The sequence below is a fragment of the Streptococcus ratti FA-1 = DSM 20564 genome, assembly GCF_000286075.1.
Classification (GTDB): domain Bacteria; phylum Bacillota; class Bacilli; order Lactobacillales; family Streptococcaceae; genus Streptococcus; species Streptococcus ratti.
The window spans coordinates 1,085,711-1,110,279 of sequence record NZ_AJTZ01000005.1; the positions used below are offsets into that span (position 1 = coordinate 1,085,711).

The 24,569-nt window shown below is 40.5% G+C and carries 22 protein-coding genes, 1 pseudogene and 1 riboswitch; of the genes and pseudogenes, 3 read left to right on the top strand and 20 right to left on the bottom strand.

Going from position 1 to position 24,569, the window contains the following annotated elements; all coding sequences use genetic code 11:
• Positions 1–89: 89 nt before the first annotated feature.
• From SRA_RS07090 to SRA_RS07120, 6 genes are all read right to left on the bottom strand, one after another.
• Positions 90–1,910, bottom strand: a complete 1,821-nt coding sequence (locus SRA_RS07090; RefSeq protein ID WP_003089249.1) for an SH3 domain-containing protein — start codon at positions 1,908–1,910, stop codon at positions 90–92.
• Positions 1,911–2,277: 367 nt separating this feature from the next.
• Positions 2,278–2,706 carry a YjdF family protein gene (locus tag SRA_RS07095; protein WP_003089251.1) on the bottom strand — a complete coding sequence of 143 codons (429 nt, stop codon included), beginning with the start codon at positions 2,704–2,706 and terminating at the stop codon, positions 2,278–2,280.
• A 639-nt stretch (positions 2,707–3,345) separates the two neighbouring features.
• Positions 3,346–4,890: a peptide chain release factor 3 gene (locus SRA_RS07105; protein ID WP_003089258.1), complete on the bottom strand. Its 1,545-nt coding sequence runs from the start codon at positions 4,888–4,890 to the stop codon at positions 3,346–3,348.
• Positions 4,891–5,092: 202 nt separating this feature from the next.
• Positions 5,093–5,770, bottom strand: coding sequence for a YwaF family protein (locus SRA_RS07110; RefSeq protein WP_003089262.1), 678 nt, complete (start codon positions 5,768–5,770; stop codon positions 5,093–5,095).
• Positions 5,771–5,825: 55 nt separating this feature from the next.
• The gene (locus SRA_RS07115) at positions 5,826–6,998 is read right to left on the bottom strand and encodes a hypothetical protein (protein WP_003089263.1); all 1,173 of its coding nucleotides are present in this window, start codon (positions 6,996–6,998) and stop codon (positions 5,826–5,828) included.
• Positions 6,999–7,067: 69 nt separating this feature from the next.
• The gene (locus tag SRA_RS07120; RefSeq protein ID WP_003089265.1) at positions 7,068–8,438 is read right to left on the bottom strand and encodes a UDP-N-acetylmuramoyl-tripeptide--D-alanyl-D-alanine ligase; all 1,371 of its coding nucleotides are present in this window, start codon (positions 8,436–8,438) and stop codon (positions 7,068–7,070) included.
• A 395-nt stretch (positions 8,439–8,833) separates the two neighbouring features.
• A riboswitch (THF riboswitch) is annotated at positions 8,834–8,923 on the top strand.
• A 48-nt stretch (positions 8,924–8,971) separates the two neighbouring features.
• Between SRA_RS07120 and SRA_RS07125 the strand changes: the two genes are divergently transcribed.
• A complete protein-coding gene (locus tag SRA_RS07125; protein ID WP_003089267.1) occupies positions 8,972–9,532 on the top strand; it encodes a folate family ECF transporter S component in 561 nt (186 codons plus the stop codon).
• A gap of 55 nt (positions 9,533–9,587) precedes the next feature.
• On the opposite strand, the gene SRA_RS07130 is transcribed toward SRA_RS07125, so the two are convergent.
• The 7 genes from SRA_RS07130 to SRA_RS07160 all read right to left on the bottom strand — a co-directional run bounded on the left by SRA_RS07130 (position 9,588) and on the right by SRA_RS07160 (position 17,292).
• Positions 9,588–10,634, bottom strand: a complete 1,047-nt coding sequence (locus SRA_RS07130) for a D-alanine--D-alanine ligase (RefSeq protein ID WP_003089269.1) — start codon at positions 10,632–10,634, stop codon at positions 9,588–9,590.
• Positions 10,635–10,773: 139 nt separating this feature from the next.
• On the bottom strand, positions 10,774–11,373 hold the full coding sequence (gene recR / locus SRA_RS07135) for a recombination mediator RecR (RefSeq protein ID WP_003089271.1): 600 nt from the start codon (positions 11,371–11,373) through the stop codon (positions 10,774–10,776).
• Between the two features lie 9 nt (positions 11,374–11,382).
• On the bottom strand, positions 11,383–13,461 hold the full coding sequence (gene pbp2b, locus SRA_RS07140; RefSeq protein ID WP_003089273.1) for a penicillin-binding protein PBP2B: 2,079 nt from the start codon (positions 13,459–13,461) through the stop codon (positions 11,383–11,385).
• Between the two features lie 257 nt (positions 13,462–13,718).
• A complete protein-coding gene (locus SRA_RS07145) occupies positions 13,719–14,411 on the bottom strand; it encodes a phosphoglycerate mutase (RefSeq protein ID WP_003089274.1) in 693 nt (230 codons plus the stop codon).
• A 104-nt stretch (positions 14,412–14,515) separates the two neighbouring features.
• Positions 14,516–14,836, bottom strand: coding sequence for a DMT family transporter (locus tag SRA_RS07150; RefSeq protein ID WP_003089277.1), 321 nt, complete (start codon positions 14,834–14,836; stop codon positions 14,516–14,518).
• A 258-nt stretch (positions 14,837–15,094) separates the two neighbouring features.
• Positions 15,095–16,987, bottom strand: coding sequence for a heavy metal translocating P-type ATPase (locus SRA_RS07155; protein WP_003089279.1), 1,893 nt, complete (start codon positions 16,985–16,987; stop codon positions 15,095–15,097).
• Positions 16,988–16,989: 2 nt separating this feature from the next.
• On the bottom strand, positions 16,990–17,292 hold the full coding sequence (locus tag SRA_RS07160) for an ArsR/SmtB family transcription factor (RefSeq protein ID WP_003089281.1): 303 nt from the start codon (positions 17,290–17,292) through the stop codon (positions 16,990–16,992).
• A gap of 212 nt (positions 17,293–17,504) precedes the next feature.
• Here SRA_RS07160 and SRA_RS07165 point away from each other — a divergent pair, with 212 nt between their 5' ends.
• The gene (locus SRA_RS07165; protein ID WP_003089283.1) at positions 17,505–18,440 is read left to right on the top strand and encodes a dihydroorotate oxidase; all 936 of its coding nucleotides are present in this window, start codon (positions 17,505–17,507) and stop codon (positions 18,438–18,440) included.
• Positions 18,441–18,718: 278 nt separating this feature from the next.
• Positions 18,719–18,952: pseudogene (locus SRA_RS10470) on the top strand (hypothetical protein); the annotation flags it as partial.
• A 141-nt stretch (positions 18,953–19,093) separates the two neighbouring features.
• Here the strand turns inward: SRA_RS10470 and SRA_RS10235 are convergent.
• The 7 genes from SRA_RS10235 to recN all read right to left on the bottom strand — a co-directional run bounded on the left by SRA_RS10235 (position 19,094) and on the right by recN (position 24,558).
• On the bottom strand, positions 19,094–19,243 hold the full coding sequence (locus SRA_RS10235; RefSeq protein ID WP_003089285.1) for a hypothetical protein: 150 nt from the start codon (positions 19,241–19,243) through the stop codon (positions 19,094–19,096).
• A 96-nt stretch (positions 19,244–19,339) separates the two neighbouring features.
• Positions 19,340–19,810 carry a Fur family transcriptional regulator gene (locus SRA_RS07170; RefSeq protein ID WP_003089286.1) on the bottom strand — a complete coding sequence of 157 codons (471 nt, stop codon included), beginning with the start codon at positions 19,808–19,810 and terminating at the stop codon, positions 19,340–19,342.
• Positions 19,811–20,016: 206 nt separating this feature from the next.
• Positions 20,017–20,292, bottom strand: coding sequence for an HU family DNA-binding protein (locus SRA_RS07175; RefSeq protein WP_003089289.1), 276 nt, complete (start codon positions 20,290–20,292; stop codon positions 20,017–20,019).
• Between the two features lie 95 nt (positions 20,293–20,387).
• On the bottom strand, positions 20,388–20,987 hold the full coding sequence (locus SRA_RS07180; RefSeq protein WP_003089290.1) for a YpmS family protein: 600 nt from the start codon (positions 20,985–20,987) through the stop codon (positions 20,388–20,390).
• Positions 20,962–21,813 (bottom strand): SGNH/GDSL hydrolase family protein, encoded by an 852-nt coding sequence (locus SRA_RS07185; protein WP_003089291.1) that lies wholly within the window; start codon positions 21,811–21,813, stop codon positions 20,962–20,964. Before SRA_RS07185 ends, SRA_RS07180 begins: the two co-directional genes overlap by 26 nt.
• A complete protein-coding gene (locus SRA_RS07190) occupies positions 21,806–22,645 on the bottom strand; it encodes a DegV family protein (protein ID WP_003089294.1) in 840 nt (279 codons plus the stop codon). Before SRA_RS07190 ends, SRA_RS07185 begins: the two co-directional genes overlap by 8 nt.
• Positions 22,646–22,899: 254 nt before the next feature.
• Positions 22,900–24,558, bottom strand: a complete 1,659-nt coding sequence (gene recN / locus SRA_RS07195) for a DNA repair protein RecN (RefSeq protein ID WP_003089298.1) — start codon at positions 24,556–24,558, stop codon at positions 22,900–22,902.
• Between the last annotated feature and the right edge of the window lie 11 nt (positions 24,559–24,569).

The window sequence follows — 24,569 nt, forward strand, 5'->3', positions numbered from 1 at the left end:
TTTTGGAATAGAGCAATAACACGCTTTCAAAATAAAATACCTCCGAAAGAGGTGCTGTAAAACCAGCATTACTTTCCGGAGGTTTATTGTTAAGCAAAGAGAACATAACGGCGGATACCACTGTAGGATACATAGCTCATCCATTGATGACCGTCAGCTGTCAAAATCTTATCGTAATGAATACTTTCACCTGCTCTGAATGTGAATTGGGTCGGACTGGATATTTTAGCTTCATTTTTAACACTGACTTCCTTGGTAAAGGTATAGGTACCTTGAGCCGGAAGCTTTGGTTTTGCTGGTGCTGTCGGAGTCGGCTGACTGGAGCTGCCGCCGCTCTTTTGTGCAAGCACGGCTATTGGAGCATAACGGCGAATACCGCTGTAAGATACATAGCTGATCCATTGACGGCCATCCGTTTCTAAGACCTTGTCATAGAAGACCTTATCCCCTTTGTTAAAGAAGAATTGGGTCGGACTGGACATTTTGGCTTCATTTTTAACATCCGTCTTGCCTGTGAAGGTATAGGTTCCAGAAGCTGGAAGTTTTGATTTAGCTGGTGTTGTCGGAGCTGGCTTGAGGCTTTCAACAGTTGTTGCTGCAGATCCGACACCAAGCTGCTGACCGCTGCTCAGCAGGTAGTAAAGGTGAACATGGTATTTACCAGTATTATTTTTGTGTTCACTGATTTTCACAGTCACCTTATAGTTGCCATCTGCCTTCTTGTCAGCTTTATACCACACAATATCATCCTGGCCATTTTGATCGGACCAAACCGAAACCCTGACTTCTTTAATGGCTTGATTGCTTGAAACCTTAGAAATCAGAACATCAAATTGCTGACTGGTCTTATTTTGAATGGTAATACTGCCAGTTGCTTTCGGAGCTAACGGTTTTGGCTGCGGTTTGACTGGTGAATTCAGCGAAGCAATAACCACATAGCGACGGATACCGCTGTAAGAAATGTAGCTGATCCATTGATGATTATCTGCATTTAAGACCTTATCATAATAAACCTGATCACCCTTATAAAAGGAGAATTGGGTTGGGCTGGACATTTTAGGCTGATTTTTAACATCTGCCTGCTTGGTAAAGCGATAAGTTCCAGAAGCCGGAAGAGAGGATTTTGCAGCTGTTGGTTTTGGTGCTGCGGGAACAGAAGCTCTTACTCCAATCGGAGCATAACGGCGAATGCCGCTGTAGGAAATATAACTTAGCCATTGATGCCCGTCAGTATCCAGAACTTTATCATAATATATCTTATCTCCGGCATTAAAGAAGAATTGAGTTACACTGGCCATTTTAGGTTCATTTTTAACAGGCGTCTGCTTTTTAAAAGTGTAGTTGCCTTGGGGTGCAAGAGAAACTGCTGAAGCGCTCGCTTTCTTTTGAACTGACTGTGTTGAAATATGAGACTGTACAGCCTTTACACTGACCTTGCTACTAGCGGTGCGGTCTTGTGTGCTGACTGCAGATTTGCTGCTTGCAGGAGCCGTTTTTTCTATAGGCTGAGCGGCTGGTTTAACCTCGCTTGTCACATCAGAAGTTTTGACTTCACTGACTGGTTTTGAGGAAACTGCTGAAGAATTTTCAGAAGTAGGGCTGATAGCAGTGCTCGTGTTAGCTGCAGGAACCTCTGCTGTTTGCGTATTGCTTTCTGCTTCAGCCGCTTCACTTACAGGCTGAGCAGCAACAGATGATGCTGTGCTATTATCTTGATTAACTGTATTTTCAGAAACAGCTGGCTGAGCAACTGTCCTTTCAGTCGCTGAGAGCGGCTGTGTTACTTCATCGGCAGAAATATTGTGAGTTCCTAGAAACAAGAGGCAGCCAATCAGAACAGAAGCTGCTCCAAATGAGTATTTACGAATTGAAAAACGTTGTGCTTGATGATCCAAATAATCTTTTTTCATGATTTTCTCCTTCTATCTCCCTGTGTTTGAGCAGAGACAGCTGCTGTTTAGCAAAGCTGTTCAACTGATTTTTTAGTAAACAGGTTTTATATTACTTTTTACATCTTTATTGTAACATAAAAGAAATATAACGCAATATAATTGTAACAAAAACAAAATATTGTTTGACCTAATCTCACCAATAACAAAAAGCAAGGCTAAAATCCATCCCCAAGGGATTCATTTGCCTCACTCTTACTGTTAGTATACTTATGATATCCTGCTTCATATTGTTCGTGGACTATAAAAGAAGCAACTATACTTTTTTATTGGCAGTCAAATAGATAAAAGACCGGAGCTTATGTTCCGGTCTTTTATCCAAGACACATCAGTGTCCTTTCTTCTTTTGACGGCGCTTTTCCTGCTTTTGCCGATACCTGAGTTCTTTGGCCGCTTCACGTTCCTGTTTGTTTTGAGAACGACGCTCTTTTTTCAAACTGTCGTGAATTTCCTGCATGGCCATTTGCGCTTTGGTCGAAGTTATTGGCTTTTTCTTTGCCCTATTAATTTCTCGCTGCATGCGCTTGGGATTGCTTTTCTTTGGCGAAAGGGTTAAGCTGCCTGCCTCAATATGTGTGTCAATATGAGCATACTTGCTCTGCCATTTTCCCAAATCTCGATAAATGAAAGTAAGGATATCCTCGTCTTTAGGCTCCTTGCCAAAGACATAACGAAAAGCCTTGTATTGACCCTTAATGTCAACATACTCTACCAGAGCAGCCCAAAAGGCACCGTCAAAATAAACTGTCATTTTCATGCCAGCCCCTCCAAACTAAGAAACAAGGAAGCTTAACCCTTGTTCAATGATATGTATTTGGTATGGGACGACCTTGGAGGGAAGGTTACTGACATCTGATGATGCTTGCAGACTACCAACTGCAATGTGTTTTTATACCGCTTTTATTGTAACAAAAAAACCAAACAGGAACAAATTCCTTGGGAGCTGCTCATAAAAAATGTCTGAACTCGCTCTTGCCAGTTTAGGCTAAGCCTTACCGCGATGGCTGATGATTAAGCTGTCTCTTCTCAAATTGATCATGATTTTACAAACATCGGAAGCATTGGTTTGAATATTAGCTGCAATCGTCTCGTCTTTGAAAAAATCGGAATTGCTGTATAAATTACATAAACCATGATATGAATAGCATCACTGAATTGCACTGATGGTTTCATTTTACCCCAAGCAATAAAAATACATTTATAACCTATAAAGATACCTGCTCTCATCACTATTGCTGCATAAGATAAAGGAAATAAAATATTTGTGCTCTCCAAGGAAAGCCTTCAACCCCTGCTCTGCCAACAAAAAAGAACTGAAACGATCAGTTCTTAACAAAATAACTAAGCAGCTAATACTCATCTTAAGGCAAGGATATTTTATCCTTAAAAGATTGTTTTACATCTTTTCTTCCAATTCAACATCTGGATATTTATCTGCAAACCAGCGCAGGGCAAAATCGTTTTCAAAGAGAAAGACAGGTTTGTCAAAACGGTCACGCGCCAAGATATTGCGGCTGGAGGACATGCGCTCATCAAGATCTTCTTCCTTAATCCAGCGGACAGTCTTTTTCCCCATTGAAGTCATGACCACTTCGGCATTATATTCATTTTCCATACGGTGTTTAAAAACTTCAAACTGCAGCTGACCGACAGCCCCCAGCATGTATTCGCCCGTTTGATAATTGGTATAAAGCTGGATAGCCCCTTCCTGCACTAGCTGTTCAATACCTTTATGGAAAGATTTTTGCTTCATAACATTTTTAGCAGAAACTTTCATGAAAAGCTCAGGCGTAAAAGTTGGAAGAGGTTCAAATTCAAACTTATTTTTACCGACAGTCAGAGTATCCCCAACCTGATAGGTGCCTGTATCATAAACTCCGATAATATCTCCAGCAACAGCATTGGTAACATTTTCTCGGCTTTCTGCCATGAACTGGGTGACGTTTGAAAGCTTGGCACTCTTTCCGGTTCTGCTTAGATTCACTGACATGCCGCGCTCAAATTCACCCGAAACAATACGAACAAAAGCAATCCGATCACGGTGTCTGGGATCCATGTTGGCTTGAATTTTAAAGACAAAACCAGAAAAATCTTTGCTGAGCGGATCGATCATCGTTCCTTCAGTCGTTTGATGCCCATGCGGTTCTGGCGCAAAGTCCAAGAAGGAGTCCAAGAATGTCTGAACACCAAAATTAGTCAGAGCAGAGCCAAAGAAGACAGGTGTCAGTTCTCCTTTCAAGATAGCTTCTTTCGAAAATTCATTGCCGGCTTCCTGCAGCAATTCGACATCTTCTAAAACCTGCTCATAAAAGGGATTGTTGGCAAAAATTTCTGCACCTTTATCAAAATCTGCAAAACGCTCATCACCCTTATAGAGCTCTAAACGCTTATTATACAAGTCATAGAGGCCTTCAAAAGCTTTTCCCATACCGATAGGCCAGTTCATAGGGTAGCTGGCGATACCGAGCACTTCTTCTAATTCTTCTAGAAGATCAAGCGGTTCCCGGCCATCACGATCCAATTTGTTCATAAAAGTAAAGACTGGAATTCCGCGATGTTTAACCACTTCAAACAATTTCTTAGTCTGTGCTTCAATACCCTTAGCTGAATCCACAACCATGACTGCGGCATCCACTGCCATGAGGGTCCGATAGGTATCTTCTGAAAAGTCTTCGTGTCCCGGTGTATCAAGGATGTTGACACGTTTGCCCGCATAATCAAACTGCATAACAGATGAGGTGACGGAAATTCCGCGCTGCTTTTCAATATCCATCCAGTCTGATTTAGCAAAGGTGCCTGTTTTTTTCCCTTTGACCGTTCCTGCTTCACGGATTTCGCCGCCAAAATAGAGTAACTGTTCAGTAATAGTCGTCTTTCCGGCATCTGGGTGACTGATAATAGCAAAGGTGCGGCGTTTTTTAATTTCTTCTTGTAAATTCATAGATCCTCTTTTTACATTCATCATATACAATCTTTGATGTTTATCAGAGACGAAATCATCTAATGATAATCTTCCGTTATTTCAGCATACTAACCCTATTAGTATACTTAATTTTCAGCTTTTTTTCAATCATCTTCAAGCCTTTTGCTGCTATAAAAAAACAGAAGATCATCCTTAACGGACTCTTCTGCCTGTAAATACTTTAAAACACAAGTCTCTTCTTCCCAGTTCTTTTAAAAATCTCATCAATCAGCAGCAGCATAGCTATTAAAACTAAGGACACAGCCAAATACCTCACCCATAAAGCACTTTGGCTGATAAAGGGAGTATAGCGCAGGATTCCATAGTTGCCGCCGGTTACTTTATTAACAAAAACCAAAAAAAGATTAAACCCCAAGGTATAAACAATTATACTGCGCCGGCTGAGGAGACTATTGTCATAGTGATTGAGCAGATAAACCAAACCATTGACCAAAAGAGCATAATGGCCGATAATAAACGAAAAAGCTGTGATATGAGGAAAAGTGTAAGCATCCATGATAGGATAGCCTAGAGCAAAGACGGCCCCGCTTGTCCCCATCAAAGCAAAGTACTGCTTGAGCTTGGTCCCGTCAGGCAGCAGCAAAAGAGCAAACATAGCCAGCCTGCAATGATAGAGTGGCAGGCTGTTAGAAAGAGGAATAGCTGCAAACCAATACCAAGCATAGAGCGCTGTCAGCTGAAAAGCCTGAAAGAATTTAAAGGTTCTGACATAAACAGGATTTTGGTAATATTTAACAGAAGTATAAATCAATAAAAACAGCGCAGCCATCATCACCAGATACCACAAGAGGGAGATCTCGGGCGGCTGTGTCTGCTGGGAGGTTAAAAATGCCTTCATCATAAACTTTCTTTTTATTTTTATGAGCAGCTGGGTTTGCACTTCCAATTTCTGCCTACTTCAGACCTTGAATTTCTTCTGTGCTATGCGATGTTTCCTCAGGGACTGCAAAGTAATTAAACAGTAAAATCGTACAGATGCCAAGACTGACACCATAATCTTCAATCATCGCTATCAAAAAAGCTGACAAAATCAAGATAAAATGATAAAGGGTGAATCGTTTCTTTAAGGTCTGAAGGCCGATCATAATTGGAAACAAAAGATAAACCAGTATCCCCTGACGCATGAGAGAATCAACATAATAATTCTCATTAAAAATTCTGGCGCCGTTTGCATAGTGCAAATCCGGAACCCGTCTAGGCAAAAATTTAAATCCGTAAGCCTTGATATAAGCATGAGCATTTCTCAGACGGCCGGAGAATATTGAATTTAAAAAATCAAAAACAGATGACTTGGGCTGATAAAAATAGGAAAGCAGGGTGCCAAGTACAAAGACTGTGACAATTGATTGAAAGACAAATTTTCCTGATATCTTGTAAGCCAGCAGCTGCTTTTTAAACAAAGAAGTAAGCAAGATAACTGCAAAAATAAGAAGACCTGTCCGTGAATCCGTAATTGAAAAAACCAAAAGACCTAAAACAATCAGCCATAGAAGTTCAGACAGCGGCACTACTTTTTTACGCATGAGTGAAAAATCATAAAATAAACTTACGATAAACATACTCAGGGAATTAGGATGCATAAAACCATAAGAATGACGAACCAGATGTTTTGCAGGTCTATAAAGGGTAACGTCTGGTATCTTGCCGCTGATATAAAACAGCAAAATTCCTATGGCTAAAAGAATTTTAGCATAAAAAATAATCGTAACAAGGTTGGACTGCTTGGGATCAACCGAAACTGACAGTAAGAAAAAAGACAATAAGGAAAAATCCGGAGCAAAATCTATCAAATAAAAATCAGAAGGCAGCAAGATCAAACAGATCCCTACTGCAACTACTGCAAATAAGCTTTCCCTTGACCACTTATGCAAATAAAGATGCCAGATAAAGGTCACAAGGCTCAGCAGCAGAGAAAATAAGGTAAGTTCTACATAAGTATCATCTACCATATAACGTTTAAAAAAGTATGTATAAACGACAGTTATAAGTGCAATAGTATAAAAACATTGGTAAACTTTATTTTTATTTTCTAAGAAAAAGCGCCACTCTTCTTTTATTAAATTCATTTTTTTCTCCAAAAAAGCCCTTCTATCATCAAACTGGACTGCCGCCTAAAAATGAAGTTAAAGCAGCAGTTAATCTGCTTCTAAAAATTCTACGACCTTGCCTAAGTTCATTGAATTTGACCCTTTAAGAAGGATTTGATCCTTAGGCTGCAGGGTTTCCTTAAGTCGCTTAAGCAGCTCTTCAAACTGATCCTGGTCTGTTGTTTTTTTGAAATAATAAACCTTGCCCAGCGGAAATATCTGACTGGCCAACTGAGCCAAATCAGCAATATCTGCACCGTAAAAAATCACAGTATCCAAAACATCCGGATTCAGACTGGTAATCAGATTGGTATGCATCTGAACAGAATCTGAGCCCAACTCTTTCATGTCTGCCAGAAGAGCGATTTTTTTACCGCCTTCATTACTTGGAATAGCCGAAAAGGTTTCCAAAATCAAACGCATAGCCGTTGGATTGGCATTGTAGACATCTGAAAGAATGTCTGCCCCATTGGCAGCTTTTTTCCATTCTGTGCGATTGCGGGTTAGCTGAAGTTCAGACAAGGCAGCAACAATCTTTTTTTCCGGAACATTCAGCAGCTTGCCTACATAAGCGGCAATCATCGCATTGGCAGCATTGTACTTACCGGTAACAGGCAATGTGATCCTCTGCTCCAAAAAGTTAGTACCAAAGGTTAGAAAATCTTTATGCTCTTCTAATTCTGTCACATAAATATCCGCGTCAGAGCCAAAGCGAATAATCTTTTGATTATCCGGCAAGAATTGATTGATAATCTTATCAGCCGGTGCAATCAAAATACCATGGCCATCCATTCCTTGCGTAATCTGCATCTTTCCTTGGGCAATCTTTTCCCGGCTGCCGAAAAATTCCAAGTGCGCCTCACCAATTAAAGTCACCACAGCAATGTGCGGATGAGCCAGATTAGATAAAAGTGCAATATCACCCAAATGGTCCTGTCCCATTTCTAGAACGATTTTTTCGGTATCATCCGGCATATGCAAAACAGTATAGGGAAGGCCAATTTCGTTATTGTAATTGCCTTGGGTCTTATAAGTTTTATAGGTGCTGGCCAAAATATCTGCAATCATGTCCTTGGTCGTTGTCTTGCCATTCGAACCTGTCACAGTAATCACATCAACACGCATTTTTTCCAGATAATACTGAGCTAAATCCTGAAAAGCTTTTAAACAGTCATCAACCAAAATATGGGGTTTTGTATCGGCTAATTCTTTTTCTGAAAAAACGGCAGCAGCGCCGTTTGCAAAGGCCATGTCAATAAAATCATGGCCGTCTCGCGCACCCTTAAGCGGTAAAAAAAGATCGCCTTGCGCAATTTTTCGGCTGTCAAATTCAATCTGATGAAGAGCAAGGTCTTCAAAATGGGTCACATCATTTTTGGCACCAACAGCTTTGGCGGCCTCGTATAAACTTAATTTCATTTATAAATCCTTTTTAGGAAAATTCTAAAATCACTACGCCCATTATACCATAAATACTGGCCAACAAATGTCTTTATGATATAATATTATATTATCCACTGATTAAGTGACTGTTCCTTGCCTATGCGGCAGTGTTTTTCAGCCATCCTAAAAACAGGGTACTTATTTTAGGGAATTACTGTCTTTTGATAATTCTTTGGATGCCTGCTTTCTTGTTTGAAAGCTTGCAATCAAAGCTAAGCACCAGACATTGGGTCTTTTAGCCGCTGAAAGCCGGAGAAATTATTTCTTCATTTTAGGCCTTCTGAGGCATCGCCAAAAGAACAGCCTTTGTTTCTGAATTTTTTGGCTGAGAGCATCACTTTTTGCTTGGGTAAAAAAAGCAAAGTAATTTGCACAGAGTAGATGATTTGCGTCAAGTGTGTGTGAATGGGATGTTGTCACACAACGAAGCTAACGCGCGGTAAATCATTGCATCCGCTGTTTTCAAGTTTACTTGATGAACAGCTCCATTTATATTAAAAGGAGCAAATATGTTATCATTTTTCAAATTTCCCCAATTGACTGTTCAGCGTCTGGTCACCCTTGCTATGGCCATTGCCTTGTCCTTTATCATGGGAAAACTATCCATTCCTATTATACCTCAGCAGCTGGTAATCAGCCTGACCTTCATTCCCAATACTATTATCGGAATGATTGCCGGGCCTGTTTGGAGCTTCATAGCTCTGGGACTGCTTGATATTGTGGACACCCTTTCAGGCAATGCCGGCAATTTTATCATCTGGTGGACCCTTGTAGAAGCCTTTCAAGGACTGCTGTACGGACTTTTTTTCTATAGAAGATCCTTAAGCTGGACTTCTCAGAAAGACTGGTTTCATGTCATTTTAGCAACTACTGTCATTATGCTGGTGGGAAGCTTCATTTTTACACCCTTGCTCATCCAGATTTACTACGGTGTTCCTTTTATGGCTCAGTTTATCGCCGGACGCTGGTTAAAAATTTTTGAGATTCCCATTCGTGTCCTTGTGATTATGACTGTTATTCCACAGCTGCAGCGAATCCCTGAACTACAAAAACTAATGCATAAAACATAACCATAAAAATAAAAATCAGAGAATCATCCCATCTCTGATTTTTATTTTACTCAGCTTAAATTAAATGGCTTTCTCGCTTGGCAAACATCTCTTTTGCCAGCTGAACTAATGTTTCAATTAACTCCGGATAAGTAAGTCCCATATTTTCCCAAAGCAGCGGGTACATGGACCACTGGGTGAAGCCGGGCATGGTATTTAACTCATTGAGAAAAACATCTCCCTCAGCTGTCAAAAAGAAATCACAGCGCGACAAACCGCAACCTCCTAAAGTTCTGAAAGCTGCCGCCGCGTATGAGCGCATTTTTGCAGCCGTGCTGTCATCAACTGCTGCCGGAATAGCCATGGTAATTTTATTGTCAATGTATTTTGCTTCATAATCATAAAAAGCGACATCTTTGACAACTTCTCCGGGCAGGGTTGTATGAACATCCTTATTTCCCAGAATACCGACTTCAATTTCACGTGCATCAACACCTTGTTCAATTAAAATACGGCTGTCGTATTTCAAAGCAAGCTCAATTGCTGCTCTCAGCTCTGCTTGATGACTGGCCTTAGAAATACCCACACTTGATCCCATATTGGCCGGCTTGACAAACACTGGATAAGTCAGTTTAGCTTCGGCCTCAGCCAGCTTAGCCTCTACATCTTCTCCTTCAATAAAAGTCACATAAGCCACCTGAGGAATAGAGATACTTTCCAAAACTTGCTTGGTTGTAATCTTGTCCATAGCTACGCTGGAAGTCAGTATATTGGTTCCTACATAAGGCATCTTTAAAACTTCCAAAAATCCTTGAACAGAACCATCTTCTCCCATTGGTCCATGAAGGACAGGAAAAACGACAGCTCCTTCTTCATAAATATCACTAGGTTTTATTTTTTGAGAAAGAACAAGAGTTTCATTGGTCATTAATTTTTCCGAATCCAAGGGCCGATTGCTAAATTCCTGAGTCTTTATAAAATCACCTTCTTGAGTAATGAAATAAGTTTTGACCAAGAATTTATCATAATTCACTGCTCGCATAACACTCTCGGCTGAGAGTACCGAGACATCACGCTCAGCGGAACGGCCGCCATATAACAAAATCAGTGTTTCTTTTGACATAAATTACCTTTTCTATTTTTCTCATTTTTCATTTATCATATCATAAAAAAAGAACCTTTTCAAAAAATATTGAAAAGGTTCTTTTTAGCAGTTAACCCAGCAAAAACAAGGTGCAGCGTCTGCCGGAAAAAAAGCTTCCTTATAATTCTGTTCGGTTTTCAATAGCACGCAGGAGGGTCACTTCGTCGGCGTATTCAATATCTGAGCCAACAGCCAATCCACGCGCTAAACGTGTTACCTTGATTCCTGCTGGTTTTAGGACACGTGAGATATACATAGCGGTTGCTTCCCCGTCTGCTGTTGCGTTGGTTGCGATAATGACTTCAGTAATGTCACTATTATCCCGCAAGCGTGTCAAAAGGCTTTTCAGATTAATATCATCTGGGCCAATACCGTTCATGGGAGAGATGAGCCCATGTAAAACATGATAGAGGCCATGATACTCCTGAATTTTTTCCATAGCTGACACATCCTTGCTGTCTTCTACCACAAGAATAGTCGAATTATCCCTACTGTCATCTGTACAGATGCTGCAAGGATCATCATCGGTCAGATTGCCGCAGACTGAACAATAGGTCAGCTCCCGCTTGGCAGCTAAGAGGTTTTTGGCAAAGTCATTAACATCTTCATCGCTCATACCAATTGTATAGAAAGCTAGACGTGTCGCCGTTTTAATCCCAATTCCGGGCAGCTTGGTAAAGCTTTCAATCAATTTAGCTATGGGAGTTGGGTAAAGCATTCTTTTTCCTCACTGTTTCATCGGATTCATTTTTTGATAAAGATTGATAATATCCCGCGTAATAGCATGACTGGTTGTCCCATGCAAATCCGTTTCATGCGGCAGAACGACAGCTACAGCAACCTGCGGATTATTGCTGGGAGCGTAGGCGACAACATTCAGATTGGATGTATAGACAGATTTACCGTCTTCACCGGTCACATAGGCTTCGGCCGTACCGGTTTTAGCAGAAATAGGAACGCTGGCACCGTTAGCAAGAGTTTTCCCAGTTGCATAGCTGCCGCCATTAACAACATTATAGAAACCGTCTTTGATGATAGCCATATTATCACTGGAAATTGACACTTCATTTAATACCTTGGTATCAACAGACTGAACCAGCTTGCCCAAACCGCCGGTCTTATTGTTATCATAGATTCCCTCAACTAAATGGGGAGCAATGCGCTTGCCGCCGTTAGCCACAGTAGCGGCATACTGGGCCAGCTGCATAGCCGTATAGTTGTCAAACTGACCGAATGATTCTGTTAAAACATTGGCAACATCAAATTTATCCGGTGTGTAGCCTTTTGATTCTCCCGGCAGATCAATCTCGGTTGCCACACCAAGGCCGTACTGAGCATAAGTTGCCCTCAGCTTTTCCATGGCACTCTTATAGCCATCTGACGACAGAGTCATACCGCTGTAATAATCCTGTCCCATCAGTTTTAAAGCTAACTGAACCATGTAAGTATTAGATGAGTATTCCAAAGACTGACTGGCTGTCAGAGGAGTGGAACCATTGGTAAACCACGATTTGATAGGATTGGAGCCTGCAAACTGGATAGTTTGGTCATTGATTACCTGATTGCCTGACAAGACACCATTTTCCCAGCCAGCAGTTAAAGTCGCTCCCTTAACCACAGAACCGGGTGTAAAAACTTCTGTAATGGTGCCCAGCGCATTTGATGAGACCTCTCCAGATTTGAGATCATGTTCCAGACCGGCCATTGACAAAACAGCACCCGTATTAGGATTTAGAACAACAGCATAGACTCCTTCGGAATATTTAGTATTGCCAGCTGACAATTCAGAAGTAAAATACTGCTTCAGAATCTGTTCAACACCCTTTTGGAACTCAAGATCAATGGTTAATTTCAAGTTCTTGCCCTTGGTGCCTTTGGCGGTCGTTTTATTGCTGACAATCTTGCCTTCCTTATTAACCTTAATGGACTGAACCGTCCGGCTGCCCTGCAGGTAATTTTCATATTGCTTCTCCAAATAAGAAGTCCCAACACGGTCATTCAGCGAATAACCTTTTTTAACATAGTCGCTGGCTTCCTCGGCAGGCAGGCCTGTTTTCTGGCTGGAAACCTTACCGATAATGGAGGTAATTGAATTTTTATCAGCCTTACGCTCCCAGTCTGTCTTAACAGATATACCTTTCAAATCTGATTTGCTGGTAGCCAGCACAGCAATTTGTTCAGCTGTCAGATCTCCCGTTGTCAAAGAAACCGTGTTAAAAACTGATGTTGCATTCATCTGACTGAAAATATAGATAATTTTTTCTTCGTCCTCAGAATAATTAATCGCACTGTCTGGAACGGCTTTGACAGCATTGGCATAGATATCCGATTCTTTCAAATTATTGCCGAAATTATCATACTTTTTCTTATCAGGCAGCTTCTTAACCACTTTTTGATAGGTCTTTGGATCCGCCAAATAATAATCTTTTTTCTGACGCTCAGTCACCTTGCTTTCCGTCAGAGTCACCATGCTGGCTAACTTCTGAGCATTCTTTTTGATGTCTTCAGCAGTCATTGTATTGCTCCTGGTGAAAGCAACAACTTCCTTAACTTCATTTTCAACCAGAGGCACACCCTTGGCATCATAAATCTGACCTCTGGGACTTGACGTTTTTATCGTATAATTTGTTGATTCCGTTAATTTTGCCTTGTAAAATTTAGCATCGTAAATCTGCATCTGTGCCAATCTTAGCAGCAAGATTGTAAACAGGGCTACAATGAAGAAAAATAGGAGATTGATTCTGTTAGAGATAAGAACAAAAGTTCTGGACTGATTTTTCTTTGGTTTCTTTAGTTTGCCTACCATTTTTCCTCCTATTTTCATGAAACTACGTCTTTTATTTTATCACAATTTAACTAAAAACTTGTGACTTTTCTTTAAATCTGAGTAAAATTAACAGTTCTTGCAAGGAAAAAGCAAGACAGAAACTAAGCAATGCTAAACTTGTGATGCCTGTCCTACCGTTAGAGCCGCAGATAAGCCCGCTTGATCTCTGCCTATAGAAAATGAGATTGGAACGCAGCCAATCTCACTTGTTTCTCACTAAATAAATAATCCAGAACCTATTCTCCGAGGTAGTACTCAGCAGTCACGTTCAGATTTTCATCAAATTCAAAGACTAACGGTGGGAAATTAGGAATTTCAACACCCATGATTTCGTCATCTGATAATTGTTTGATGTGTTTGACAAGAGCACGAATCGAATTACCATGTGCACCCACAAAAACATTTTTACCATCTTTAAGTGCCGGAGCAATCTTATCTTCCCAGAATGGCAAAGCACGCTCAAGCGTTACTTTCAGGTTTTCAGCGTCTGGAATAACGGTATCATCAAGACTTGCATAACGGCGGTCAGTATGTGCAGAGTATTGATCGTCTTTAGCCATAGCCGGAGGCAAAACATCATAAGAACGGCGCCAAATGTGAACTTGTTCATCACCGAATTGTTCAGCAGCCTCAGCCTTGTTTTTGCCAGTCAAACCGCCGTAGTGACGTTCATTCAAGCGCCATGACTTTTCAACTGGTACCCAAAGCTGATCAGAGTATTCAAGAGCTAAGTTAGTTGTTTTGATAGCGCGTGTCAAAACTGATGTGAAAGCAAGGTCAAATTCAATACCTGCTTCTTTAATCAATTTACCAGCATCAATAGCTTGTTGCGTCCCTTTTTCTGAAAGATCTACATCAGCCCAGCCAGTGAAAAGGTTAGCTTTGTTCCATTCAGACTCACCGTGGCGAGCGAAAACCAATTTTACCATTAGTTATGTCTCCTTTTTATTTAGGCTTTACGCCATTTACTCTTTCCATTTTACAAAAAAAATAGGTAAAAATCTAGTCAAATCCATAATTTTCTTCAAAAGACTCAATAGTCACTTGTTAATTTTAAACCAATGATTCCAATTAATAATAGAGCCAAAAATAGATAAGATAGAGGTGATAAGCCATCTCCTAAAAAGACAACTCCAACAATCACAGTGCCAATTGCTCCAATTCCAGTCCAAATAGGATAGGCCAAACTCATTGGCAAATCTTTCAAAGCTCTGGAGAGTAGGTAAAAGCTCAACATCATGCCTAGCACAGTTATGGCACTGTAGCCGAGTCGACTGAATCCGTCACTTAATTTCATAGTTGTCGCCCATACGACTTCCAATATACCTGCTAAAATCAAATAAAACCACATCATATCATTTTCCTCCTCAACAAAATAAAATAAAAGGATAACAAGACTATTTCTTTATCCCAAAAGAGATATCCCTACGAAATAGTCTCATTATCCTTATCCACCCTCCGGGGAAGGTGGGGAATGATTATTATTTTAACAACAATGATTATAGGACATTCAGACATGCTTGTCAACTCAGCTCTTGAGGAAATTTTCAAAACTGCTGTGCTGCTAACTTTCAGCGAAAATCCAAGACACTCAACTTTGATCAGAGATTTTTTAACTCTCACGATTGAATTTCAAAGTTCTCAATGCATTAATCACAACTAGAACGGTCACCCCGACATCTGCAAAAATAGCCATCCACATATTAGCCACTCCTCCTGCTGCTAAAAGTAAAACTAAAATTTTCACAATAATTGAAAAGATTGCATTTTCATGAGCAATTCTGATGGTTTTTCTGGCTATCATAATTGCTTGTGCTATTTTGCTTAATTGATCATTCATAACAACAACGTCTGCTGCCTCTATCGCAGCGTCACTACCAAGTCCACCCATGGCAATACCAACGTCAGCTCTGGCCAAAACAGGAGCATCATTGATCCCATCGCCTACAAAGCCCACTGTTTTCTTTGCTTTTCTTTGTTCAAGGCATTGTTCTAACTCTGAAACTTTATCAGCCGGCAATAGGTTCGCCTTGTAGTCAGTTAATTCCAATTCGTCAGCTACAACTTTGGCAACTGTTTCATGATCTCCCGTTAGCATAACCAATTGTCTTATTCCTAACTTGCGTAACTCTCCTAGCGCTTTTTTTGTATCAGGCTTGATACGATCAGAAATAACAATATGTCCTGCATAGACACCATCAATGGCCACATGAACAATCGTTCCAATTTGATGACAGTCTTTCCATTTTACACCGAGATCATCCATGTATTTTGTGTTTCCGACAGCAACCGTCTGCTTGTTCACTCTCGCGCTAATCCCTTGACCTGCAGTTTCAACAACCTCGGAAATCAAGCAATCGTCCTCCTCTTTTTGATAAGCAGCTCGCAACGATTGGGCAATCGGATGGCTGGAAAAACGTTCTACGTGACTAGCTAAGTGTAAGAGTCTTTCTTCCTTAATTTTCTCAGGGTGCAGGGCGGTAACTGTAAAAACACCCTCCGTCAATGTTCCTGTTTTGTCAAAAACAAGCATGTCAAGCTTTGCTAGATTTTCTAAATAATGAGATCCCTTAACCAAAACACCTGCTTTTGAACTAGCTCCGAGACCACCAAAGAAACTCATCGGAATTGAAATGACAAGTGCACAGGGACATGAAATTACAAGAAATGTTAATCCTCTGCCTAGCCAATCTGGAAAAGTGCTGATAAAGTTATTTGAAAAAATTGGCGGCAAAAAGGCAATGAGTACTGCTAAAATCACCACGGTAGGCGTATAAACTGATGCAAAACGAGTCACTAACGCTTCATTTGTAGACTTATTCGCCGCAGAGTTCTCCATTAAATCTAGAATTTTGGATAAGGTTGATTCCTCTAAAGTTCGCATTACTTTGACTCGAATAAGCCCAGTCATATTGACAGTGCCCGATAGCACCTCGTCACCTACCCCAACCGTACGTGGCAAGCTTTCTCCTGTCAAAGCTGCTGTGTCAATTTGCGATTTTCCTTCAACAATGATGCCGTCTACAGCTACCTTTTCACCAGATTTAATTAGAATAATCTGATCTTTTTGAAGTTCTTGTGGCGATACAGTAACTAGACCTCCATCACTTTCCAACTGAACAGTATCAGGTCGTAAACTTAGCAGCTCTGAAATAGATTTTTCACTGCTCCCTTCTGCAATATGCTCAAAAAGTTCACCGATTTGATAGAAAATCATGACAAAAACAGCCTCTGCAAACTCTGGCTTACCTGTCATAAAACTCAATGCAAAAGCACCAAGTGTAGCCAAAGACATGAGAAAATGTTCACTAAAAACCTTGCCTTTACTCATTTTCTTAACTGCTTTAACCAGTACATCATGACCAACTAATAAATATGGTAGTAAATAGAGCAGGGCTTGCAAAGTCAATGATAAATCAGCTATCTTACTAAAAACATAAACTAAAAGTAGAAGCAAAGTTGCCGAAATAATGCCAATAAGTCGTTTTTTATCCTTATTTGCCATATCTAATCCTCCTGATAATGTTCAACCACCGAGGTCAAAATACGGTTGATATGCTCATCCGCTAATGAATAAACCTGATTTTTTCCTTCACGACGAGATGAAACGATATTAAGATGCTTTAGCAAGGTAAGTTGATGGGAAATTGCCGATGGGGTCATTTCTAAAACCTCAGCAAGTTCGCTCGATCGAAGCTCTCCTTGACTCAAACACCACAAAATTTGACTTCTGGTGTCATTTCCCAGAGCTTTAAAAAAATTTGAAACAGCATTTAATAAATCCACTTCTAATAATCTCTTGTTCTCCATTTGCTATTCTCCCGTAAAACAACATATTCAAACGATTGAACATTTGTTCAACTGTTCTTCATTTGTATTATACATTATTATAAAATAATTTACAACTTTTACATCATTTAAGAAGTTAGATTAGCATGTCCATCGTCATTGTTCGGGCAATATTTGCTTTTAGCTTTTTTTAATAGTAAAATAGAGTAAATTATTAAAAATAGGGGATCATTATGCCATCTACTGCAACAACAATCGGAAATTTTGCTTTTGACAACTGTCTGATGAATGCTGCCGGTGTCTATTGCATGACGCGTGAAGAATTAGATGCTATCGAACAGTCTGCAGCAGGGTCATTTGTGACTAAGACCGGCACTCTTGAAGAACGTGCAGGCAATCCTGAACCGCGTTACGCAGATACAGCACTCGGATCTATTAATTCGATGGGACTGCCTAATATGGGCTTCCAATACTATTTGGACTATGTCACTGAGCTGCAAAATCAGCCAAACAGCAAGAATCATTTTCTCTCTCTCGTTGGTATGTCACCAGAGGAAACCCATACAATTTTGAAAGAGATTGAAGCCAGCAGCTATCAAGGCTTGGTCGAACTCAATCTTTCCTGCCCCAACGTGCCCGGCAAACCACAGATTGCCTATGACTTTGAAACGACAGATCAGATTCTTGCGGAAGTCTTTTCCTATTTTACCAAACCTCTCGGGGTCAAGCTGCCGCCTTATTTTGATATTGTGCATTTTGATCAGGCAGCCGCTGTTTTCAATAAATACCCTCTCGTTTTTGTCAACTGCATTAACTCCATCGGCAATGGATTAGTCATTGAGGACGAAAAAGTCGTTATTAAACCCAAAAACGGCTTTGGCGGTATCGGTGGTGATTATGTCAAACCTACAGCCCTGGCTAATGTTCATGCATTTTACCAGCGTCTCAATCCGTCTATTCAAATCATTGGTACGGGCGGTGTCAAATCAGGCCGAGATGCATTTGAACATATTCTTTGCGGTGCTAGCATGGTGCAAATCGGAACTGCTCTTCACCAAGAAGGTCCGCAAGTTTTCGAGCGCATCACCAAAGAACTAAAAGATATCATGGCATCCAAAGGCTATAACAGTCTGGAAGATTTTCGCGGCAAACTCAACTATATTGATTAATAACTGACTTTCTTAACTCTCAGATTCTAATAGCTGAAAAATCTGAGAGTTTTTCTCGCTTTTTTTAGCCGCTATTTTCTTATAAAAGATAAGAATCATTATTATCACCTGCCCAAGTCGCAGGCCCTTCGTTAAAAAACTAAGGGCTTATGCCGCCTATGCATGCATGCTGTTAAAAAGACAGGAAAGTCACTCCCTTGCACCATGCGCATTAGGGTGCCCGTGCTATGGACAGGTCAAATAAAATGAAGAGGAGGTTGGACAAAAAGTCCAACCTCCTCTTCATGAGTATGAATCTCACAAAATTGGCTAAGAATTTGGCTACTAAAACGTCTAAAAATCAAAAACCACACTGTGATTCTTTCTTCTTGATTGGTTTCAAGATTGAGATCACAATGTGGTTTTATTTTGAAGCTAGTTTTTGCCCAGACTCATCAATTAGAGTTCGTTTTAACATCATAAGGGAGCGGTCCTTATCTGGATATCTCTTAATTTTCAGGTGTCCACCTTAAACAGTTTGGGGAACTGTTGGAGGATAGCCGATTTTATGAAGGCTGGTTCATGCCAATAGCTAATAAACTGTGCACAGGTGGGACAACAAAATCGAAATCACCATTTTAACAGCGATTTACCGATTTTTATCCCACTCTCTTTTATGAAAAATCGTCTTTACTATCCTTGTCCGTCTCAGACTGATTTTGCTCTTTTAAATCAGGAGCCTTCATTGTTTTGCTGACAAAAATAACACTGATCATTTTGGCAAGTGAAAAGATAATGAGAAAAACGAGAAACAATTTTTCCATAACAGCTCCCTCTCCTTTGGTTGCAGTACATGCAAGAACTGGCTCCTAACTTCTTCAAACACAAATAACATCAAATCATCTGGTCCGTTCAAGCTTTTATATCTTTTTTTCTCTTTGTTGACATTCCGGACAAAGGCCATATATCAGAAGCTGCGTCCGTGTAACGTCATAGCCGGTTTGCTGGCGCGCCTCCTTCTCAATTGAAGAAATATCGGCATCTGCAAAATCCGTAATCTTACCGTAGGACTCGCAAACAATATGCAGATGCCTATCACCCATAAAATCAAAATATGCCGTATTGTCATTGCTGAGTTTGAGCTCTACAACAAAGCCTTCATCTATCAAAACTTTGAGATTGTTATAAACGGTCGCTAAACTCATGCTGGGATATTGAGGAAGAAGGTCGCGGTAGATCTGCTCCGCACTCGGATGATGGTGAGCATTAATCATATAAGCAATAACTGCCTTGCGGGTCTCCGTAATACGAATATGCTTTCTCTTAAGGTGCGTCAACACATGATTGTAGGCAGCCTGTTTTGGATCATTATCATAGACATGCAGTACCATTCTTAGTCCCAGCTCCTTTCTATTTATCTTTTTTCTATTATACACTATTTTTACTTAAAGGCGTAAAAGAAGGCTTAAACGGCAAAAGAATGGTGCAGCCTTAGCTTATTTTGACAGTATAATCCAGCAAACTTATCGTTTGTCCATAAGATTAGAGCACAACAAAAACCCTGCTATGTGGGCAGGGTTTTTAGACTGTCCTATAATTATTTTACAGCGTCTTTAAGAGCTTTACCAGCTTTGAATGCTGGAACTTTAGAAGCTTTGATTTCGATTTCTTCACCTGTTTGAGGGTTGCGACCTTTGCGTGCTGCACGTTCGCGAACTTCAAAGTTACCAAAACCGATAAGTTGCACTTTTTCACCTTTTGCAAGGTATTCTGATACTGCTGCGAAAACTGCATCAACTGCTGCAGCTGAATCTTTCTTAGTCAATTCAGTAGCTTCTGCTACTTTTGCAATCAAATCTTGTTTGTTAGCCATTTAACAAATCCTCCAATAATTTTATAAGCCTTATAGGCTTTAACAGATTCTATCATACCTAAAAAACTTAGATAGGTCAAGTATTTAATGCCTTTTTAACGGTTTTTCTTTAAAATATCAAAGTTTATTTCATCAGTTGCCAAATTGATAGCTGTAGATTTCAAATAAAGACCGCTGTCATTGTTAATATTTTGCAAATTGATATTAACAACAGACTTCTTGGGGAGAATTTCAACAAAGCTTGGCAGCTTATAGCTGGATTTGATATAACTGAGTACCTCAGCTTCCGGCAAGGGCAGATTGCCTACTGACATTGAGGTCACTTTCAGCTGGATGGCTCCGCTTTTTAGATGATAAGGCTCAAAATAGATATAGAGCGGTACCTGAGATCCCAGAAGCTTATAACTTCCCTGAAATTCAATATTCGTTGATGTCAGGCGCACATTGTAGTTCATATCTTTAGACCGATAGTCATTTAAGTAGCTTGCCAGAGTTTGATTGAGTTCTTCTTTAGTTGTGGTAACGGTTCCGACCTTAACAGGATTTGTTATCGTCTGGCTGCTCTTAGAAGTACCTGCAGAGCCTCCCATTACCCGGATGATAATAACTCCCCAAAAGGCGATAGTAAGAGCTAATAAAAGCAAGAAAGCCCACTTCCACCAGTTTCTTTTAGTTCCAATTCTTTTTTGTTTCACTGATTTTCTCCATTACTGCTTTTGACATAATCTGATAACCGACATTATTGGGATGAAAGCGATCATCCTCGGAAAGGACATTGTTGGTTATCTGGCCAGAATCACTTTCACTGCTCGAACTTCCAACAGCTGCCTGGCCGCTGTCAGTACCCTTATAAAGCAATTCATTAATCGATACAAAATAAACATTCTTATATTCTGCGGTGACCTTCTGTGTTCCTTGGTTCCATTTGTCAATAATTTCCTGCATCTGCGTCAAATCAGGAAAATTTAAATAGTAGGGATTGTAGATGCCAACTACATAGATAGGCAGGTTCTTATTTTTTTGTCTGGCCAGCTCAATAATTTTCCTCAGATGCTTCTGATAGACCTGAGCCGGTTTTGTAAAAGAAGATACCTTCAAATTGGTCAAATCTTTTCGGATAACAGCCATAACATCGTTACCGCCGACTGTCAGTGTCATCAGATTAGCCCTTGTAAGACTTTTTTGAATCTTTTCTTCTTTTGACATCCGTGTCAGAATCTGCTGGCTGGTATTGCCTGAAACCCCGTAATTATCGCTGGCTACATCATAATGATAGCTTGTCTGCAGCTCCTGTGACAGCAGCGGAATAAAACCGCCCTGCTCTGTTGTGTCCCCAACCCCTTCTGTCAGGGAATCACCGATTGCAACATAATTAAACGTTGCTGATTTCTTTATGGGCAGCTTCTGTCCTGAGTGCTTAAGGCCAGACTCTCTGACCGGAATTAAAAAGTAAAATAAAAGACTGAAAATAAGAAGGCTTGCAAGAAAAAAAGCAAGTCCTTTAGGAAGTTTTTTATTCATAGTGCACCATCACCGCAAAAGCTCCTTCACCTGTGTGAGTCTGAATGATTGACCCTGTTTCCAAAACCGTAATTTCTTTTTCAACATAGGCCTGTAATTTATCTCTGAGACTCTTAGCAAGTTCGGCAGTTCCCGCATAAGAAATACCAATCTCAGCAATTTTTCGATCTTTAATGTGAGCAATAAAGCTATCCAGCCATTTATTGAAAGTCTTATTGCCCCGTCCTTTTGTAATTGGATTTAAAACATGGTCTTTGAGCTCCATGACCACTCTGATATTAAGCAAGGAACTGATAAGTCCTGTGACTCGGCCAATCCGTCCGCCCTTAACCAGATTTTCCAATGTTGAAACGCCAATGAATAGTTCCGTTTTCTTTTTAACTTCTTCGATCTTGGCCAAAACCTCTTCTAAGCTGCTGCCATTCTTAGCTGCTTGAGCAGCTGCAACAACTTGGAATTTCATGGCCTGATCCGTAAAAGAAGAGTCCAAAACAGTAACATTTGCTCCAGCAATATTGGCTCCCTGACGCGATGCTTCAACCGTTCCTGATAAAGCATGGGTAATATGGATAGCAACGATCTGCTCTGCCCCTTCTTTGAGAAGGTGCTCATAGGTTTCAGCAAATAATCCCACAGGCGGCTGACTGGTTTTAGGGAGTGTCTTGCTGTTTTTAGCCAGCTCACGAAACTTGCCTTCCTCCTTAAGATTATTATCGGAATAAACCACACCGTCAACCATAACAGTTAAGGGAACTACCGTAATATCCAATTCCTTAACCAATTCAGGCTCAATCGTAATCGACGAATCAGTGATAATTTTAATTTTACTCATTTTTGATCCTGTTTTATTTAGCTTTCTAATTTTATAGTATCGTCTTTATTATACCAAATAATCAGCTTTTAGGGGAAATTTTGCAGAAGAAAAAATAAGAAGGCACTGCAAGCTGTCAATATTTTCAGCTAAAAGGAGTTTCCCTGATATTTACTGAGCGTATTTATCAGTAAAAGCGATTTTAGCAAGAGCATTCTTTGCCCTTTTAAAACGATGAAATTTCCGTGCCTGAGAGCTATTTATACGCTGCTTACTCATTTGTTCAGCAATTCTTTGGCCTGTTCACGGGCAGCTGGGGTGACATTATCTCCTGCCAGCATCTTGGCAATTTCTTCAATTCTTTCATCCGGGGTTAGGAGACGGACAGTTGAAACAGTAGAGTCCTCGCTGCTTTGCTTTTCAATAAAATATTGATAATCACTGATGGCAATAACCTGGGGCAGGTGCGAAATAGCCAGAACTTGACCGTGTTGACCAATCTTATAAATCTTTTGAGCTATAGCCTGCGCCACACGGCCTGATACACCGATATCAACCTCATCAAAAACAATGCTTGTCTTGTCTTCACGGCGGGAAAAGGTTGATTTTATGGCCAGCATCAGCCGAGACAGTTCTCCGCCGGAAGCTACCTTAACCAAAGGTTTGAAGCCTTCCCCTGGATTTGCTGAAATATAAAACTCAACACTTTCATTTCCTTCACGGTTGAACTTTCCCTTGGTGAAAACTACTTTGAAATCGGCTTTATCCATGTAAAGCTCTTTTAATTCCTGCTTGATTTCCTTGGACAGGTGATCTGCAATGGCATGGCGCTTTTGGCTTAACTCTGCCGCTGATGCTACTAAAGACTGCTCCAAGGATTTTAATTCTTTTTCAATACCGTCAAAAGACAGATCATTTCCTGTTAAATGATCATATTCCTTGGCAATATTGTCAAAATAATCCAAGACATCATCTGCTGAACCGCCGTATTTGCGGGTAATCGCATTTATCGTATCCATCCGCGCCTCAATCTGAGCTAAGGCATTGGCATCAAAATCCAGACTATCCAGAATATCTCCCAAACGCTTGCTGACATCTTCCAAAATATAATAAGATTCGCTGAGACTGTCGGATAATTTCTTGTAATCAGTATCGTATTCTTCCAGACTTTGCAGATCATTCATGGCAGATCGAACATTAGCCAGACTGGAAAAATCATCATTGTCCAGTAAAACATAAGCATTGGTCAGAGTATCCACAATGAGCTTGTGATTCATAAGCTTATCGCGTTCTTTTTGCAGTTTCAGATCTTCGCCTGATTTAAGGGCAGCTGCTTCAATCTCAGCAATCTGATACTCCAGCATCTCAATGCGTGCCTGATGTTCTTGTTCATTTTTGCGCTGATCAAGGACACGTTTACGCAGACTTTTATAGCGGTCAAACAGCTCCTGATAAGTCTGCTTAACTGTTTGAAAATTCTCGTCGCCAAATGCATCTAACAGCTGGATGTGTTTTTGCGGACGCATGAGCTCTTCTTGGTCATGCTGACCGTGAATATCCACTAAATACTGACCTACAGCACGTAAGGTTGTCAAATTCACCATCTGGCCATTGATACGGCTGATACTGCGCCCGTTTTGCAGAATTTCCCGGCGAATAATCAATTCATCGGAAGGTTCTATGCCATTATCCTGCAGCAGCTGCTCTAAAAATGGATTGGCATCAACGGAGAAGAAGCCCTCGATTTCTGCCTTAGAACTGCCGTGGCGAATGACATCAGTACTGGCTCTGCTTCCCAGCATCATATTCATAGCATCGATGATAATGGATTTCCCTGCACCTGTCTCACCAGTCAAAACAGTCATCCCCTGCTCAAAGCTCAGTGAGATTTCTTTGATAATGGCAAAGTTTTTTATGGCAATTTCTAAAAGCATGCTCCCTCCTT